The sequence below is a fragment of the Roseburia sp. OM02-15 genome (genome assembly GCF_003481835.1).
GTDB lineage: Bacteria > Bacillota > Clostridia > Lachnospirales > Lachnospiraceae > Eubacterium_I > Eubacterium_I ramulus_A.
Window position 1 is genome coordinate 65,706 of the sequence record NZ_QULX01000005.1, and the last position, 17,869, is coordinate 83,574.

Sequence of the window (17,869 nt, forward strand, 5' to 3'; positions counted from 1 at the left end):
ATCTATGCTTCCTTTTTCTCTGCACGGAGTTTCTGTACAAAGTGCTCCATACGGTCTAATGCTTCTTTCAATGCTTCCAGTGAATATGCATAGGAAATTCGTAAAAAGCCTTCGCCACAGGCACCAAATGCGGTTCCCGGAACAACTGCTACTTTCTCCTCCTGCAAAAATCTGGTTGCAAACTCGTCGGAAGTCATGCCAAATTCTTTGATACACGGGAATGCGTAAAATGCACCAAACGGCTCAAAACATTCCAGTCCCATCTCTTTAAAACGATGCATAAGATAACGACGACGTCCGTTATACTCGTCACGCATATGTGCCACGTCTTCATCGCCGTTTTTCAGTGCAGAAACACCTGCATACTGGCTGGTAGTCGGTGCACACATAATTGCAAACTGATGAATTTTCAGCATCTGCTGTAAGATCACCTCTGGTCCACATGCATATCCGATACGCCATCCTGTCATTGCATGAGATTTTGATAATCCATTGATATAAATGGTACGATCTCTCATTCCCGGAAGGGATGCAATAGACACATGTCCGTCATCGGTATAAGTCAGTTCAGAATAAATCTCATCGGTAATAACATAGAGATCATTTGCAACGATAAGATCCACCAACGCTTCCAGATCACTTTTCTCCATAACAGCACCGGTCGGGTTGTTCGGGAATGGAAGTACTAAAATCTTTGTCTTCGGTGTGATTGCAGCTTCCAGTTCTTCTCTGGTCAGACGGAACTGATTTTCTGCTTTCAGTTCAATGACAACCGGCACACCGCCTGCCAGCTTTGCGCATGGCAGATAGGATACATAACTCGGCTGCGGGATCAGCACTTCGTCGCCCGGATCCAGCATGGCACGCATTGCGATATCAATGGCCTCGCTTCCACCGACAGTAACCATAATTTCATGGTTATAATCATATTCCAGACCGTATTTCCGCTCCAGGAAATTAGCGATCTCAATTTTTAATTCTTTTAAACCGGCATTTGATGTGTAGAAAGTTCTTCCCTTTTCCAGAGAATAGATACCCTCATCACGGATATGCCATGGTGTGTCAAAATCCGGCTCACCAACACCAAGAGAAATTGCATCCTTCATTTCACTTACAATGTCAAAAAACTTACGGATACCGGATGGCTCAATTTCTGTAATTACTTTTGATAATGGGTTTCTCATGGTGTCATCAGCATCCTTTCATCTTTTTCTTTTTCTGCCATAATGGTTCCGTGGTCTTTGTACTTCTTCAAAATGAAGTTTGTCTTGGTACTCAGTACGGAATCCAGTGGTGAAAGTTTGTCTGATACGAACTGTGCTGCTTCACGCAGGGTACGTCCCTCGATAGTTACAAGCAGATCATAACTTCCGGAGATCAGGTAAACTGCATTTACCTCCGGGTAGTTGTAGATACGCTCTGCGATCTTATCAAATCCCTGTCCTCTCTGCGGGGTAACGCTTACCTCGATCAGAGCAGTTACTTTTTCAATATCTGTCTTATCCCAGTTGATCAGTGTATGATATCCGCAGATAATGTGCTCTGCTTCCATTGCTGCCAGTTCATTTGCTACGCTGATTTCATCTTCCCCAAGAATAATCGCTAATTCTTTGATAGCAATGCGGCTATTCTTCTCTATAAATGTCAAAATCTTTTCACGCATGTTCGGTTCCTCCCTTACAACTCTAATTACAAAACTTTTTTCTGTAATAATTTGGAGATGTGCAAAATCATCTCTCCACTCAACTTCAGGATCTTGTTCTAAAATTTATCAATTCCTGATTAAATATGCAGGTCACTTACCTGCAGTCCCGCTCGTGGCGGCTCCAAAAATCTGCGTTCTTCCTCATTGATCAGGACTCTGTCGTTTCCGGCTGTTGCTTTTCCCACAACGACTGCCGGAATCCCCTCTTTCGCCAGATCCATAACCAATCGGTTGCCATCCTCCGCTGCCATCAGCAGACTTCCTCCGGAAGCAATCTGATACGGATTGATGTCAAAAAATTCACAGATTTCTACGGTTTCCTGCCGGATCGGTATTTTTTTCAATGTTATGTCAAGTCCGACGCCAGAGGCTTCTGCCAGCTCCCACAGCGCACCAAAAATGCCTCCTGTAGTCACATCGTGCATTGCTCTCACGCCAGACTTCATGGCGGTAGCGGCCTCCGGGATAACAGAAAAATACTGTTCAAACGCTTCTGCTTCATCAATCAGATGAGCCGGATATCGGGAAAGCAGCTCCTCACGACGCGCATGCGCCAGCTTTGCGGTTCCCTCCAGACCGATCCATTTTGTGATCACGATATCATCTCCCGGTTTTGCTCCAGATGTAGACAGGATCTGTCCTTTTTTTGTTTTTCCAACCGCTGTCACAGAAATGATTGGGCGGTTCACTGCATCGGTAATCTCTGTATGTCCACCAAGGATCTGCACCTGTAACGGTTCGCATTCCGCCGCAATGGTTTTTACCATTTCGCGGATCTGTGCTTCTTCGATATCCGCTGGCAGCATGGCAGTCAGCATCAGTCCGATTGGTTCTGCGCCACTGGTTGCCAGATCATTCAGATTCGCATGCACCGCATATCTTCCATCCAGAGAATTTTCCCAGATCACCGGATCTGTGGAAAGGACTGCCACTTCATCTTCCTTCAGAGTGAAAGCAGCGCAATCTTCCCCTACACCTGCGGAAAGCAATACATCTTTACGCTTTGTATGCAATTGTTTGAATACCGAACGTTTCAACACGTTTTCCGGTAATTTTCCCTGTTTCATCTCTGTTTTGTTCCTTCCACTATTTTTCAAAAAAGTGCATCCCTTACAAAATATTTTTGCAAAAAGACACAGAGAGGCTGTCACTCAGGACAGCCTCATTCTTTTATCTCAGTCTGAGTTGATACCCCCACTTCTGTAAGTGATGAGTAATAACAAATCTTTCTCAGTGGGAGTTCAATCTCCGACTGAGATAAACACTCCGCGAGGGCGCACATTGTCTGGGAGACAATGGTTTTGCGCCGACCGGAACGGAGTGTAGAGTGCAGTGATTCTGAGAAGAATATGTCAGCTTACGCTGACCAGAATCACGCACCAAGTCTCACTTGCGTTCGACTTGATCTTTTATTGTGCTGTCGTTCCCTGATCTGCAGACTGGTTATCTGCCGGTTGTGTCTGCTGGGCAGAATTATCGGTCTGTCCAGCCTGATTCGTTCCATCTGCCGGCTGTGTCTGACTTGCATTCGGATCCTGCGTTGGATCTGTTGTCTGCTCCGGCTGCTGCACTGCATTCTTCCACTGTGCTGCTGCCGCACGGATCGTACCCTCATCCTGGGTGGCAATCGCTGCTTTCATCGCAGATACTGCCTCCGGATTTTCCGAAGATACGCCTACCGCATAAATTGTCGGTGATGCTTTATAAGTCGTTTTGTTAAATACTTCACGGCTCTCCTCCACTCCGTCTACGGTAACAACCTTCCATAAACGGGCAGATTTTCCTACATGAGAGCTCTGTGTCTTACTGATCGTACCAACGGCATCCGAAGATTCCTGAAATTTCACACCCGGATCTGTGGTACTGAGCGTCTCACTCACAAAAGAAATGCTTCGGTTTGCCGGACGTGTTTCCTGTCCGTAAATGGTAAAGGAAATCGTCGTACCATTTGCATAGCTTTCTATATAAATCGGTGCTTCTGTACTGTTTTTAAATTTAAAATCTTTATATTCTCCGGCGATCGCTGCATCCGCCGACGGATCTACATAATTAACGATCATAGAATGACCGGATCGCTCTGTCACTTCCAGTTCCGCACGGATCACCGCATTGTATAACGTCGTGGAAACCTGACAGATTCCACCACCGTAAGCGTCTACCGTTGTACCATTCTCATAGGCTCCGGCAAGTTTATAACCATTATCCGCATTAAACGGTGCTACCGTCTGATATACGGAAAATTCATCCCCTGGATAAATCACCGTTCCATCGATTTTCTTAGAACCATTTGCAATATTTGCTTTTCTTCCAGAGGCAGAGGATGCATATTTGGTAGAAAATGTTCCCAGAACATCTTTTACTTTCTGAAGTTCTTCCTCAGATCCTTTTGGTTTACTGACTTCTGCTGCCAGTTCAATGGTGCTGTCCGCTTTCCATCCTGCCTGAAAACTTTCATCAATGGTATCCACAGATTTTGCCACATCTACCACGATACCATCCTGACCTTCGATAATTTTAAACTCACCGTTTTCTCTGGTCAGACCGTAATCTACCGCATCACGGTTCAGCTCACCTTCATGCTCCTCCAGATATGCCGTTGTCTTTTCCTGGTCTACAACCAGCGGCATTGGAAATACTTTATCTTCATTTTCCAGATCTTTTTTTGCTTTATAACGTGCGATCAGATTACCGCTTTTGCCATAAGCCACCGCATTCTGTACGCTCTCGGTGTCCTGCCAGCTCAATCCCAGATCTGCGGCTGTCGCCTCTACAGACACATCATTGATCGTCAATGTAATCTTCTCATCTGCCAGATCGTCGACATATTTTTCCACAGCTGCTGTCGCTTCGTCATCTGTCATGCCGCCCACTGCCACATCTCCGATAAAAATACGGTCTGCGATCACTGAATCTTCACTTTTCTTTGCAAGTGCACTCTGATGTCCGATACCGGCTGCCAGCACAGCAACACCAAGGATCGGTAACACCCTGATCCATTTTTTCATATATGTTCACCTTTCTGTTTTCTGTACTATATTAACAGTGCAGATAATATTCCGGTCACTACCATGGCAACTAACACGATCAATACCACAATAGATGCCAGTATTCTTTTTTTCTTTGACTTCTTATACATTGTCTGAAACCTCCTGTTTCGGAATCCGTCCATACTTCGCATAAATTTTGTCAATCATACGCGAAGCCTCACTTTTTGTCAAGCTGTCAATTTCGATATCAGACTCTATTCTATGATAAATCATCAAATGATTCAAGTCTCTTTTTTGTGCCGGTGTCAGTGATCCCTGCTTCTTTATATGAAGATGAACCTCTTTGGGGCAGAACAGACCCGGTTCCTGCTCCTGATATTGCGCTTTCAAAAGCAGATACAGTTCTGCTGTTGCCCGCGCATCGTCCACTGCCCGATGTGCATGATCCCGCACAATGGAAAAATAGCCGCACAGCGCATCCAATGATTTCTTTTCCGGTTCCTTTAATACTTTCCGGGCAATTTTTAACGTATCCAGTGCTTTCCGCTCAAACTTACGCCCGTTATTTATCGCACACTGTTTTAAAAATCCATAATCAAACCGGATATTATGTCCTAACAATGGACAATCTTCCGCAAATGCCAGAAACGCTTCCAGTGCCGCATCTGCCTCCGGTGCATCTGCCACCATATCATCGGTAATACCCGTCAGCTCTATGATCCGTTCCTCCAGTCTGCGGTGTGGATTGACAAACGTCTGGAACGAATCTGTAATCTGATCCTCATGGATTCTGACAGCACCGATTTCCAGAATCCGGTCCGTTTTCACCTGCAGACCGGTCATTTCCAGATCAACCACGATCAGGTCATTTTCATTTTTCGGAATCATTGCACACCTCCGCATCCCGATTGTAATCCCATCTCATCAATTCTGAAAAGTGCCGCCTCATTCGTCAGAGAATCCCTGTTCTCATAATCAAAAAGCAACCATAACGGATCTTTCTCCTCTGTAATCTCGCCCTTTTCGTTGATATGCTCAAAATACTCAAAATGGCAGTATTTTTTCTCCATACCATGTTCCCGCAGATATTTTCCGGTCTGCCGTTTGTCCTGCTGCACATTCTTAGCCCAGAACGGACGGCTTTTGGATTTTTCAATCTTATACAAGTCAAAAATCAGTGCCTCACGGTATATATCCCTGCGCTCCGGATCAACGATCTCTGCAAACTCCTGTACAATCTCTGTCCGCCGTACACGGCTGTGACTGCAATCCAGATAACCATGTTCCCGATAAAAATGTCCCATATCCAGAAACATCTGAAAAGTACTGTCATACTTCCACTCCAGAACTGCCAGATACGTCAGGAACTGTCCACTGTTATAATGAAGTTCCAGCATTTCTTCCACCAGACGGATCTCCAGCATTTCATCATAAGAAACCCATTTACTTGCCATCACCTCATATGGCGGACGGCTGCGGTACACAAGACCGTACTCCTGTGCATGTTCATACATATAAGAGCCCTTTAATACTTTCAAAAATCCAAGCTGTAGCTGCTGCGGATGCAGTGCATAAATATCATTAAAGGACTTCTGAAATCTCTGATAATCTTCAAACGGCAGTCCCGCGATCAGATCCAGATGCTGATGAATATTTTTACCGGCTTTTACCCGATTCACTGCCCGGTACACTTCCTCCAGACGCATGGTACGATGAATCTCACGAATCGTATCTCCGTTGGTGGACTGCACCCCGATCTCAAGCTGGATCAGTCCCGGACGCATATCAGAGATCAGCTCCAGTTCGTCTTCTCTGAGCAGATCCGCAGAAATCTCAAAATGAAAATTCGTAATGCCGTTATCATGTTCCTTAATATATTTCCAGATTCCCATGGCATGCTCATGCTGACAGTTAAAAGTACGATCTACAAATTTTACCTGCGGCACTTTTGCATCAATAAAAAACTGCAATTCTTTGTATACAAGCGGCAGACTGCGAAACCGCAGCTTTTTGTCCACGGAGGACAGACAGTAACTGCAGTTAAACGGACATCCACGGCTGGATTCATAATAAATGATCCGGTGTTCAAAGTCCTTCAGATTCGCATAACAAAACGGAAGTTCATCCATCGGAAGCAGATTGCGCAGCGGCTGAATTGCCACTGTTCCATCGGATCTGCGATAGGAAATACCATCGATTTTTTTCAACATTTCCTCATTTAACTCTGTGAAAGCACCTGACTTCTTCTCATATTCCATTCCTGCCCCCGCTGTCTCATTCCGTGCCTCATCTCTATTCTGGGACAAGGAGTGCGCATCCTGTTCGCATTGTTCAAAATACTCACACAATTCCGTCAGTGTCCGCTCACCCTCGCCCATCATAATTCCGGTGATGGCAGGATTTTCCTTCAAAAATCGTTCCGTCTCAAAAGATACTTCCGGACCGCCCACCCAGATAGGTACTTCCGGGCGCAGTTTATGAAATTCCGACACCAGTTCCTTTACATACTCAACATTCCAGATATAACAGGAAAAAAGCAGTATATCCGGCTTCTGACAATATATTTTTTCCAGAATATCCTCTAACTGATTATTGATCGTATACTCTGCCCGCTCAATTTTATGTCCGTGCGCCGCTGCATATGCCTGCAGCGAATACACTGCCAGATTTGAATGAATATATTTTGCATTGATTGCTGTCAATAAAATTTTCATCTGAAATGCTCCATCTCTCTTTTCTCTATCGTTATTCTTTTATTTTCTTACGTCTTAAGTATTTCATACGATACCACAAACCGAAAAAAAAGAAAAGGAAAAATGCAGCTACAAAACCTCATTTCAAAGGTCTTATAACTGCATACTTTTCATATATATTCCGCCAGAAACCAAAATGGATATTTACAATCTGGTTACATTTCTTACCTATTACTTGACACAGCGAAAGGAAAAATTATCCCTGATTTTATTATGCCTTGCTGTATACCCACAAATTTCGCATCTGTGACATAATTTCTTCCAGATCCCAGCTTTTATCACTGTTTTTCCGACTGTTCGGATCATTTACCGTGACATCTCCATTGGATTTCACCCCGGTCAGCACAATAAAATGTCCGGTACTGGTAAAATCCCCCGGTCCCATAATGCAGATGATCGGATGACCGTCCCTCAGTTTACTGCGAATCGTATCTGCATCCAGTCCCAGTTCCTTTGCAGACAAACCAAGGTCACCGGCAAGTCCTGTCATCATATTCCAAGAAGAACCGCTGCCATTGACATAGTAGCCATCCGCCTGCGCCATTTTTGCTACCGCGTAAGGATTCATATTCAGATTTCCGGTCAATCCCACGCAAACCATAGAAAGTGCGGTCGGTCCGCAACCGGTCACTGCCAGAAAATCATCACCATAGGTTTTATATCCCCAACGTTCATCCCACTGAATAAAAAGCGGTATCTTTCCATCCGTCACATCCCCGGAAATATCTATGCTTTCCTCACTCGCATCATCATTTATATAATTTTTATAATCCAGGACAATTTCTCTTGCCTCAGGATGTTTCTCATACAAACGGATCAAACTGTCCGGGTAACCTTCCGACTGAAGTTCTGAGGTAGAAATCACGCCGACAGATGCCCTAATCCTGTCGATCATTCCCGTTTTTCCACATACTACAACTGCCAGGATCACCAGAACAATTGCCAGAAACTGTTTTCTTCTTCTGGCTCTGCGCCGTCTCTTCTGCTGCTTTTTACTCATTCGTGCCCGGGATGTCTGCCGTCCACTCCTGCTTCCATCATCCCACTGCCCATATCCGTAGTCCTGCTTGCTTTCGTTCCGTGTGTATCCATACGCATCGGTCTGCTCCAGTCTTTTATTATCGTAATAAATCAGGTCATATTCATACTCATCCGATTTTTTCATCTCTCATCCTTCTCCCTGTGTCGAATGTATACAAAGTCACTTTTTGCATATATCTTCTTTGTGTCTTACTGTAATTCATAATAAGATTCTTTCTCTTTCTTTTAGTAAAGCACATCTATATTGAAGATATTTAAATATAACCTGTCCAAAAACTTACGATTTTCTTACAGAAATCTTATTTCTGGATGATCTGCACCGCTTTTATCTGTGCCCTTGCATATTTTTCCTGCAAAAGCTAAAATAAAGATAGTTTGCATATACATAGCAATATTTTATCGAATTGTATTTCATACAATGATTCATTCCCAGGATTTACATAAATATTTGCAGAAATATCAGGACATAGAAAGGAAATTTTTCATGATTGCAAGAACAGACATTTTTAATATTAACTTCTATAAAAAAGAACGTTTTCACGGCAGCTACAAAGGCATGCATTACCGCATTGAAAAATATGCACCGGAAGAAGGCGACACCGTACTGCGGGTGACCGTGTGGCCGGGACCGTATAATTTTGATACCACACCGGATGAACAGAAAACATCTGCCAGTTATCCATTTACTGATGATGGTCTGACAGAGGTCTGCGATTATTTAAATAAATTTCATACAGAACACTTTTGTGACTAAAACACTTTGTCTAATAACGCATATTTTTTGAAAGCACCCCAGATTGATTTTATCTTTCCGGCTACCAACCGCACATCAATAAAAAATCAATTTGGGGCACATTTATGTTACAAAATCACTTTATCTCAGTCTGAGTTGAACATACTGTATTCGTTCAATACCTGACACTTTTCCAATATCTCATGATGCGCTGCGGAATTGATATTAATCACACGAACCTTCAACTCCAACATTGGATCACCATCCTTTATCTTATAAGCATCAGATAAATACAATGTCCTTTCCGCTTCCATCTTCGAAGTACCATTATAAAAAGTATAAAACTCTGGCTTTGGTAATTTCACTAACCCACGCTTATAACGATCCCGCGTAGGTACAATCTTCTCATACGCTCTGCCTATGTACATCAGACTTTTTTTCTTTTCTACTTTAACTTAAAACTATCCTTCATTTTTGTATATTATTTAGTTTCAATAGCCTCGGTCCGAATCACAAATTTCACACTTCCACTCATATCATCCTTCAAACCAGAAAATGTATGATAAGAAGCTCCGGCATCCAGTACCTGATCGACGCGGTCTAACAATTCTTCCACATCACCATGGTACGCATCACTCAGCTTCTGGATTCCTTCCTCATCAAACTGAATCATACCATCACTGAGTTTTTTCGCACCATCGTTCAGTTTAGCCGCACCATCATTCAACATTCCGCTGTTATTATCCAGTGTTGCAGCTCCGGCATTTAATTCACTGCCTTTACTGTTCAATGTATTGACACCTGATTTTAATGCCGCACTGTTATCATTCAAAGTTGCAGCACCATTATTCAACGTCTGAATGCCTTTCATCAGCTCTGGGACACTGTTATTGAGGCTCTGCATACCAACTGCCAGCGGCTCAATTCCTTCATTATACAGCTTCTGAACACCGGCACTTAATGTCTGTGCTCCGGATACCAGTCCGCCCTGCTCGATCTGAGCAGCAATCGCTGATTTTGTAGAAGCAATTCCGCTCTTTGCACCTGCAATGGCACCCTGTTCAGCACCACTCTTGGCAGATTCTGCAGCGATCTGACCAACGGAAGCTGATGTATTATCTGCGATACTGTTGATCAACTGCTGTGACATTGCCTGTGCATAATCTGCTGCCTGTTCATCTGTCAGCGTAGGATTAATCTGTTTAAAGGTATCTTTTAACGCAGCCGTTACACTATCAGACAAATCTGTTGAATTTTTCACACCATTACTATAAACAGCTACTGCCTGCTGAGCCACACCCTTATAAGCATCTGTATCCTGTCCAAACATCTGCTCTACGGTCTGCTTTGCTGCTGTTTCTGCCTGTGCAGCTTCCTCATCCGTCACACCTGCATTCAATGCAACATCCAACTGGTTGACACCATCTGACAGTTTCTTTGCACCATTCACGATTCCGTCATCGCCTGCAAAATACGTCTGAATCTGCATTGCACCGCCTACCAGCTGTGTGATACCGTCTTTGAGATCACCGGATTTATCTGCAAGCTGTTTTGTTCCGCCTGCCACCTGTGCGACTCCATCGGTATAGGCATCCACACCGGATTTCACCTGAGACACACCATCCGTATAGGCACCAATGCCGCTCTTTAACGTAGACACACCGTTTGTATAGGCTTTCACGCCATCCACCAGACTTCCGGTTCCGTCTGCAAGTTCTTTGCTTCCATCTACCAACTGATTTGAAGCATCACTCAGGGAATCAATTGCATCCTCAATACCAGACAGATCAATATCCTGATCCACATCCAGCTCCTGCAAAATATCGCTCATCACGAATGTCATAGTCATATCAAGTGAAAAATCTTCCACATCCGCAGTCACTTCCACGTAATCCGGAATCTCAATATCTTCTAGGTCTTTGCTGTCCAGATCCAGACTTTCGGATAATCCCGGAAAAGCAAATCCGACAACGACCTGATTATTGCCATCGCTGACCACTTTACCGTTTGTCACTTCCACATTTGTGAAATTTTTATTGAGCATCATGCCGGTAACCGCTGTAAATGGCACATACACGCCATCTTCTGTTTTTTCTTTGTTGGTGTAATCCATGCGGATGGTTACTTTTCCACTCTTTCCTGCCAGATCCTCCGGGGAGATTTCCTTTCCATCCAGATAGTAAGTCATCTTCATATCGATTGGAAGTTCCTTATCGGTTGTTCCCTGATAATAAATGTCGTTTCCATCTGCCTGCCAGGTCAACGCGCCGTCAGCCCCCTGCGTAAAAGTCTCATCGCCTTTTACGTTTTCAATATCTTTCAGGTCACTGACATCCTCTAATGTTGCTGCTCCGCTGTGATTTTTCAACCAGTCACTGACGATCACTTCATTCGGTGTACCATCCGGATCTGCGACCACATAAACGGTTTCTTCCTTGTCAACGGTAGTTTCCTCTCCATCAGTCTGACTCTTTAATACCTGTTTTAAAATATTTTCTTCTTTATCTGTATCGTTTTCGCTCTCATCCGTGGTTTTCTGTGTGCTATCCTGCACAGCTGCCGCTTTCTGACCATATACATGATAAGCGCCTGTGCCACCTGCTACAATGATCGCTGCCAGAACGCAGGCTCCCACGCGAACAACTTTTTTTGATTTAAGAAACTGTTTTACTTTTGAGAATTTCATTTGTTTTGCTCTCCTTTCCCTTTGTTCCAGATCTGAATCCTGCACTTGTTGCACAGATGACTTTGTCAAATACCATATACATCGCCGGCAGTACAAAAATAACGACTACCATACTGATCAGTGCTCCACGCGCCATCAGAATACACAGAGAACTGATCATATCAATATTAGAGTAAACACCTACACCAAACGTAGATGCGAAAAAGCTCAATGCACTGACTACAATGGACTGTGCCGAAGATGCAACGGCCCGCTGTACCGCTTCTTTTTTCTCCAGTCCCGCCATGCGCGCACCCTTATAATTGTTCGTCATAAGAATTGCATAATCGACGGTCGCACCAAGCTGAATCGTTCCGATTACGATGGATGCAATAAACGGGATCTGTGTATGCGTGTAAAATGGAATACACATATTTACAAAAATTGCAAACTCAATAACAGCAACCAGAATGACCGGAAGTGTAATGGAACGAAATACCAGCGCAATGATCACAAAGATTGCCACAATGGAAATCGCACTGACCACTTTAAAATCGGTGTCCGTAATGGTGATCAGATCCTTGGTACACGGTGCCTCACCGATCAGCATGCCGTTTTCATCATAAGCCGCTACAATGTCGTTGATCTCATCGATCTGGGCATTTACCTCATCGGATGCTGTCTTGTATTCGGAACTGATCAGAATCATCTGATATTTATCATCTTCCAGAATATCTCGAATGGACTGTGGAATCATATCCTTCGGAACAGAAGGTCCGATAATACTGTCGATTCCGATGGCAACTTTGACTCCATCTACCTGATCGATACGCTCCAGCATTTTCTCTGCATCCTTTGCCTTCATATGACTGTCTGCCAGCAAAATATGCGTGGAGTTCATGTCAAACTCCTCATTCAGTTTTTCATTTGCCATAAAACTCTGCAGATCTTCCGGCAGCGTTCCTGCCAAATCATAGTAAACTTCTGCATGTTTCTGTCCGTAAATTGCCGGAACCAGAAGTACCGCAAAAATCAGCAGAAAAATCGGAAACCGCTTTGTCACGAAACCGGAAATTCTTCCAAGATCCGGCAAAATTGCTTTATGTCTTGTTTTTTCCAGCGGTTTGTCAAAAATCAGGATCATAGACGGAAGTATGGTTACACATCCAATAACACCAAATACCACGCCTTTTGCCATAACGATTCCAAGATCTTTACCCAGGGTAAAACTCATGAAACACAATGCAATAAATCCGGCAACCGTCGTGATGGAACTTCCCACAACAGAAGTAACGGTCTGTGAAATCGCATGCGCCATAGCATTTTTATGGTCATTCTCATAGATTTTTTTCTGATCTTCATAACTGTGCCACAGGAAAATCGAATAATCCATCGTCACGCCAAGCTGCAGCACTGCACTCAGCGCCTTTGTCACATAGGAGATCTCTCCCATGAAAACATTCGTACCCAAGTTATAGATGATCGCCATTCCGATACTGAGCAGGAAAAAGATCGGTATCAGGAAAGAATCCATCGTCAGGGATAATACAATCAATGATAAAATAACTGCCAGCACAACATAGACCGGAACTTCCTTATCAGAAAGATCCCTGATATCCGTAACAACCGCTGACATTCCACTTAAAAAACACTGCTCATTTGAAATTGCACGGATCTGTTCTACCGCTTCCATGGTCTCATCTGCCGACATCGTTGTATCATACAAAATAAACATTAATGTGCCTTCGTCACTTAAAAATACCTTCTGCAATTTTTCCGGCAACATATCTGTCGGGATACTGATGTCCGCCACACTGTCGTACCACAGAACAGATTTTACGTGATCAACCTGTTCAATTTTTGCCTTTAAGGTACTGACATCCTTATTCGACATTCCGTCAACGACGAAGGTAGAAAACGCTCCCGTACCAAATTCGTCTACCAGAATATCCTGTCCCTTCATTGTCTCGATATCCTCCGGCAAATAGGAAAGGATATCATAATTCACTCTCGTGTGCAGATAGCCAAATACGGACGGGATCAGCAGCAGGATCGCTGCAATGAAAATGATAAACCGCGACTTGACTACGCCTTTTCCAAATTTCAGCATCTCTTCTCATCTCTTTCTACTCTATATTCTGCAATTAGCTGAACGCCCCGTAACAGGCGTCTGTTCGTTGTAATAGAATAGAAAAAAAGACTGGATAATAGAATATCCAATCTTTTTTGTGTGTATCTGCATTAAATTCTTTTTAGATAATATGTTTCTATTTTATAGACACATTTCACATTTTGTATCCGTAAATGCTACGTTTGCCTATTTTTGTATCGTATCATAATACAAAGGAAACGTCTCTCACTGATCTTCCAAATAGCATTTTGTCCGGATCAGCTCCGTTAATACCGCTCATACCTGTTCCTTACATATCCGCAAGTACATCTGCCAGAGAACGGGTGATCATAAAACCATATACTTCCACCAGTTCTTCCGGTGAGATCTCCATACCACTCTCGATCCACGTCATAATGATATACGTCATCGTCTGGGAATAATAAGCCGCGATCCGTTCCGGCGTCAACCACTGATTTTTTACCGTTTTTCCTTTCATCTTCTCCTCGATCATACCGGTAAGAAGCGAACGGATGCCAGTTTCTACCATCTCACGAAAGGAATTCTGCCCTTCCATTCTGCCAACGCACATATAGAACTCTTTTTCCTTCTGCATTTTGGCAAAAATGATCAACATCGCCTCGTTGATCATTCCATTTTCCACCAGAGGCTGGATCGGAAGCAGAATCTCCTGCACCAGAATCCACTCCAGCAAGCCATACTTATCGCTGAAATGATGATAAAATGTCGGGCGGATCACCCCTGCCCCATCTGTGATCTGCTTGATCGTAATCTTTTCCACCGGATGTTCGCAAGCCAGCTGCTTGAAACTCTGCGCCAACGCTGCATCCACTGATATTTTCTGCCCATCATTCATATTGATTTCCCCCACAAAAGTATAATTCAAGAATGCTCCGGCATTCTTGTTGCGAGGTGCGCGTCATGCAATTGCATGACATACTTCAACTGCGCACCTCTGTAATCCTGCCGGAGGCTATATCAGATGGCGGATTGGCTCCCACCACTGATACTAGCTTGTTTCTCACCACCTATAGAGGTGGGAGTCATCTCCCATCTGATATAACTTCTTCTCAAAAATCATCCGCTTACACAAACGAAATCCACACTTCCATTCCCGCATACGTTCACCCTGAATTTATTTTTGGGTAACAAAAAAGCGGGTGATGGGAATCGAACCCACGTATCCAGCTTGGAAGGCTGGTGTTCTACCATTGAACTACACCCGCATGTACAATATTTTGTTGCGTCATCTCATCGACAGGTAGTATATTATCACAATCACATATCGATGTCAACAACTTTTTTATTTTTCAATGCCCAGTTCCGGAATCGAACCAGAGACACGAGGATTTTCAGTCCTCTGCTCTACCAACTGAGCTAACTGGGCAATTGACTTGTTTATTCTATCTTACTTTTTTATTTCTGTCAAGCTATAGTTCTCCCGTATATTCATAAAATCTACCACTTATCAATGAGATTCCTGCCAATACATATGCAAACAGAAAATTATTCGTGTCATTGCACATGTATTGCCGGAATCCATTTATATCATAGATTTTGCGTTAACCAATTCCACCTTATTCTAGCGATTTTCCGCTGATTCAAAGCATTTCTGTGCATTCACCGGTTCGCCGGTCTGAACAGCATGTACATACTGTCCATCTGCCATCTGTACTCTTGCTTTTACATTATCAGACATCAACACATTGAAAATATGCAGGACACGTTTCTTGATATCTTCATCATAGATCGGTGTCGCTACCTCAACACGACGTGTCGTATTTCTTGTCATGAAATCTGCAGAAGCAATATAGACATCATCATTTCCGAAGATATAAATTCTGGAATGCTCTAAGTAACGACCTACGATACTCCGAACCGTGATATTGTCTGTAACACCCGGAACACCTGCGATCAGGCAGCAGCTTCCACGTACCACCAGTTCAACGTCCACACCCGCCTGCGATGCTTCCATTAATTTTTCAATAATACGTTTATCTGTCAGAGAATTCATCTTGGCACCGATGTAAGCCGCCTCTCCGCGTTTTGCCCGGGCAATCTGGATATCCATCTTATCAAGGATCTTGTTACGCAGGCACTTCGGTGCTACCATCAGATATTTTGTCTCTTTCATCACCTGACCAAGACACAATTTCCGGAACACTTCGTTCGATTCCTCACCAATTCCCTGGTGTGCTGTCATCAAAGAGAAATCCGTATACAATTTTGCGGTCTTCTCGTTATAGTTTCCGGTTCCGATCTGTGTGATATAGGAAATATGTCCCTCAGTCTTTTTCGTGATCAGACATAATTTCGAATGAACTTTCAGCTTATCCAATCCGTATAAAATCCGGCATCCTGCATCTTCCAGGCGTCTGGACCACTCAATGTTATTTTCTTCATCAAATCGTGCACGCAACTCGACCAAAGCAACTACTTCCTTGCCATTTTCTGCCGCATTGATCAGCGCCTCAACGACCTTACTGTCATTTGCCACACGATACAACGTCATTTTAATAGAAACAACTTCCGGATCTTCCGCTGCCTCATTCAGCATACGCAAAAACGGCTGTATACTGTCGTATGGAAAAAACAGGAAACGGTCTTTTTCCTCAATCTGCTTCATAATACTCTCAGACATATTGATATCTGCCGGGAGCTGTGGTGTATATTTCGGATAAAACAGCTCTTTTTTGTTTCTCAGAAGATCGCGGATCTTGGAGAAGAAAGACAGATCCAACGGTGCCTCCGAATGGAAGATATGTTTTTTCTTCAGATCCAGATAACCACACAACGTATCCAGCACAGACTCATCCATCAGACGGGTATACTCCAGTTTGATCGGACATAATTTACGCCTACGGCTGACCAGCTGCTCCATAACCTGACGGAAATCGGTATCATCATCGTACATTTCCTCATCCGGATCGATGTCTGCGTTTCGGATAATACGGATCAGTGATTTACTTTTGATATGATACCGGTCAAAAATAAGCGGCATGTAATGAAGGATCACTTCTTCCCGCAGCATAAAACGGTTCTCATGTCCCGGAATCCGGATCAGGCGTGGAAATACGTCTACATTACATGGAACGATTCCAAGCTTGTCCCGTTTCTTTTTCTCTAATACAACGACTGCATAAATATCTTTACTTTTCAAAAACGGAAACGGTTGTTTCTTTCCGATGATCTGCGGAGATAATAACGGACGCACTTCATGCTCAAAATAAGCATCCAGAAATTCCACATCCTGTTTTTCCAGTTCTGCATAACTGCAGATCTCTACGCCATAAGTCTCCAGACCTTCTTTCAGATTCGCATAGGCTGCATCCTTACGCTGTGTCAGCAGTTTTATCTGTTCAAAGATCGCATTCAGCTGCTCCTGACAGGTCATATTTGTCTTATTGTCCCGAATGTCCTTTGACACCAGCATCTGATCATACAGAGAACCGACACGAACCATGAAAAATTCGTCCAGATTGCTCTGAAAAATCGATGCAAACGATAACCGCTCACAAAACGGGTTCGCCAGATCTTCTGCTTCCTCCAATACTCTGGTATTAAATTTTAACCAGGATAACTCTCGGTTGTCATAACATGAATGTACCATATGTTCCCCACTCCTCATTGTCTGTGCTTCTGTTACCTGTACTTGCGTGTCCTGTGTCTTCATAGCTGATTCCTCTTTTCTCATTGTTTTCACAGGCATCTTTTGAATCATTTTTTCAGATTTCGGTGCGGTTGCACGTCCCATCTGTGAGGCAGTGCTCTTATTCTGTTGATGTACGGGCTTTCTTCCAAATAACCCCCGTATTATATTTGAAATTCTACTCATATCTTATTTTATCCTCTTG

12 protein-coding genes, 2 tRNA genes and 1 pseudogene are annotated in these 17,869 nt (G+C 43.6%); 1 reads left to right on the plus strand and 14 read right to left on the minus strand.

Features of this window, described 5'->3' with window-relative positions; translation table 11 throughout:
* Positions 1–2: 2 nt before the first annotated feature.
* The 7 genes from DXB15_RS06470 to DXB15_RS06500 all read right to left on the minus strand — a co-directional run bounded on the left by DXB15_RS06470 (position 3) and on the right by DXB15_RS06500 (position 8,610).
* Positions 3–1,184: a pyridoxal phosphate-dependent aminotransferase gene (locus DXB15_RS06470; protein WP_109216439.1), complete on the minus strand. Its 1,182-nt coding sequence runs from the start codon at positions 1,182–1,184 to the stop codon at positions 3–5.
* On the minus strand, positions 1,181–1,663 hold the full coding sequence (locus tag DXB15_RS06475; protein ID WP_109216440.1) for an Lrp/AsnC family transcriptional regulator: 483 nt from the start codon (positions 1,661–1,663) through the stop codon (positions 1,181–1,183). The genes DXB15_RS06470 and DXB15_RS06475 overlap by 4 nt, the downstream gene beginning before the upstream one ends.
* Before the next feature lie 119 nt (positions 1,664–1,782).
* On the minus strand, positions 1,783–2,772 hold the full coding sequence (locus DXB15_RS06480; RefSeq protein WP_118702378.1) for an AIR synthase family protein: 990 nt from the start codon (positions 2,770–2,772) through the stop codon (positions 1,783–1,785).
* A gap of 342 nt (positions 2,773–3,114) precedes the next feature.
* Entirely contained in the window at positions 3,115–4,710 is a 1,596-nt protein-coding gene (locus DXB15_RS06485; protein WP_118702379.1) for a VanW family protein, read from the minus strand.
* A 123-nt stretch (positions 4,711–4,833) separates the two neighbouring features.
* Complete coding sequence (locus tag DXB15_RS06490; RefSeq protein WP_187119648.1) at positions 4,834–5,580, minus strand: 3'-5' exonuclease; 747 nt, start codon at positions 5,578–5,580, stop codon at positions 4,834–4,836.
* Positions 5,577–7,406: a B12-binding domain-containing radical SAM protein gene (locus DXB15_RS06495; RefSeq protein ID WP_118702380.1), complete on the minus strand. Its 1,830-nt coding sequence runs from the start codon at positions 7,404–7,406 to the stop codon at positions 5,577–5,579. Before DXB15_RS06495 ends, DXB15_RS06490 begins: the two co-directional genes overlap by 4 nt.
* Before the next feature lie 250 nt (positions 7,407–7,656).
* Entirely contained in the window at positions 7,657–8,610 is a 954-nt protein-coding gene (locus DXB15_RS06500) for a C39 family peptidase (protein ID WP_109216447.1), read from the minus strand.
* A gap of 360 nt (positions 8,611–8,970) precedes the next feature.
* Between DXB15_RS06500 and DXB15_RS06505 the strand changes: the two genes are divergently transcribed.
* On the plus strand, positions 8,971–9,240 hold the full coding sequence (locus DXB15_RS06505; protein WP_109216448.1) for a GNAT family acetyltransferase: 270 nt from the start codon (positions 8,971–8,973) through the stop codon (positions 9,238–9,240).
* Positions 9,241–9,377: 137 nt separating this feature from the next.
* Here DXB15_RS06505 and DXB15_RS06510 read toward each other — a convergent pair.
* The 7 genes and pseudogenes from DXB15_RS06510 to ppk1 all read right to left on the minus strand — a co-directional run.
* Positions 9,378–9,656, minus strand: a pseudogene (locus DXB15_RS06510) (hypothetical protein); the annotation flags it as partial.
* Between the two features lie 44 nt (positions 9,657–9,700).
* Complete coding sequence (locus tag DXB15_RS06515) at positions 9,701–11,905, minus strand: hypothetical protein (RefSeq protein ID WP_118702381.1); 2,205 nt, start codon at positions 11,903–11,905, stop codon at positions 9,701–9,703.
* On the minus strand, positions 11,874–13,994 hold the full coding sequence (locus DXB15_RS06520; protein WP_118702382.1) for an efflux RND transporter permease subunit: 2,121 nt from the start codon (positions 13,992–13,994) through the stop codon (positions 11,874–11,876). The genes DXB15_RS06515 and DXB15_RS06520 overlap by 32 nt, the downstream gene beginning before the upstream one ends.
* A 310-nt stretch (positions 13,995–14,304) precedes the next feature.
* On the minus strand, positions 14,305–14,871 hold the full coding sequence (locus tag DXB15_RS06525; RefSeq protein WP_118702383.1) for a TetR/AcrR family transcriptional regulator C-terminal domain-containing protein: 567 nt from the start codon (positions 14,869–14,871) through the stop codon (positions 14,305–14,307).
* 299 nt (positions 14,872–15,170) lie between these two features.
* Positions 15,171–15,241: transfer RNA gene (locus DXB15_RS06530), tRNA-Gly, on the minus strand.
* 88 nt (positions 15,242–15,329) lie between these two features.
* Positions 15,330–15,402: transfer RNA gene (locus DXB15_RS06535), tRNA-Phe, on the minus strand.
* Between the two features lie 195 nt (positions 15,403–15,597).
* Entirely contained in the window at positions 15,598–17,643 is a 2,046-nt protein-coding gene (gene ppk1, locus DXB15_RS06540; protein ID WP_109216462.1) for a polyphosphate kinase 1, read from the minus strand.
* Positions 17,644–17,869: the final 226 nt, after the last annotated feature.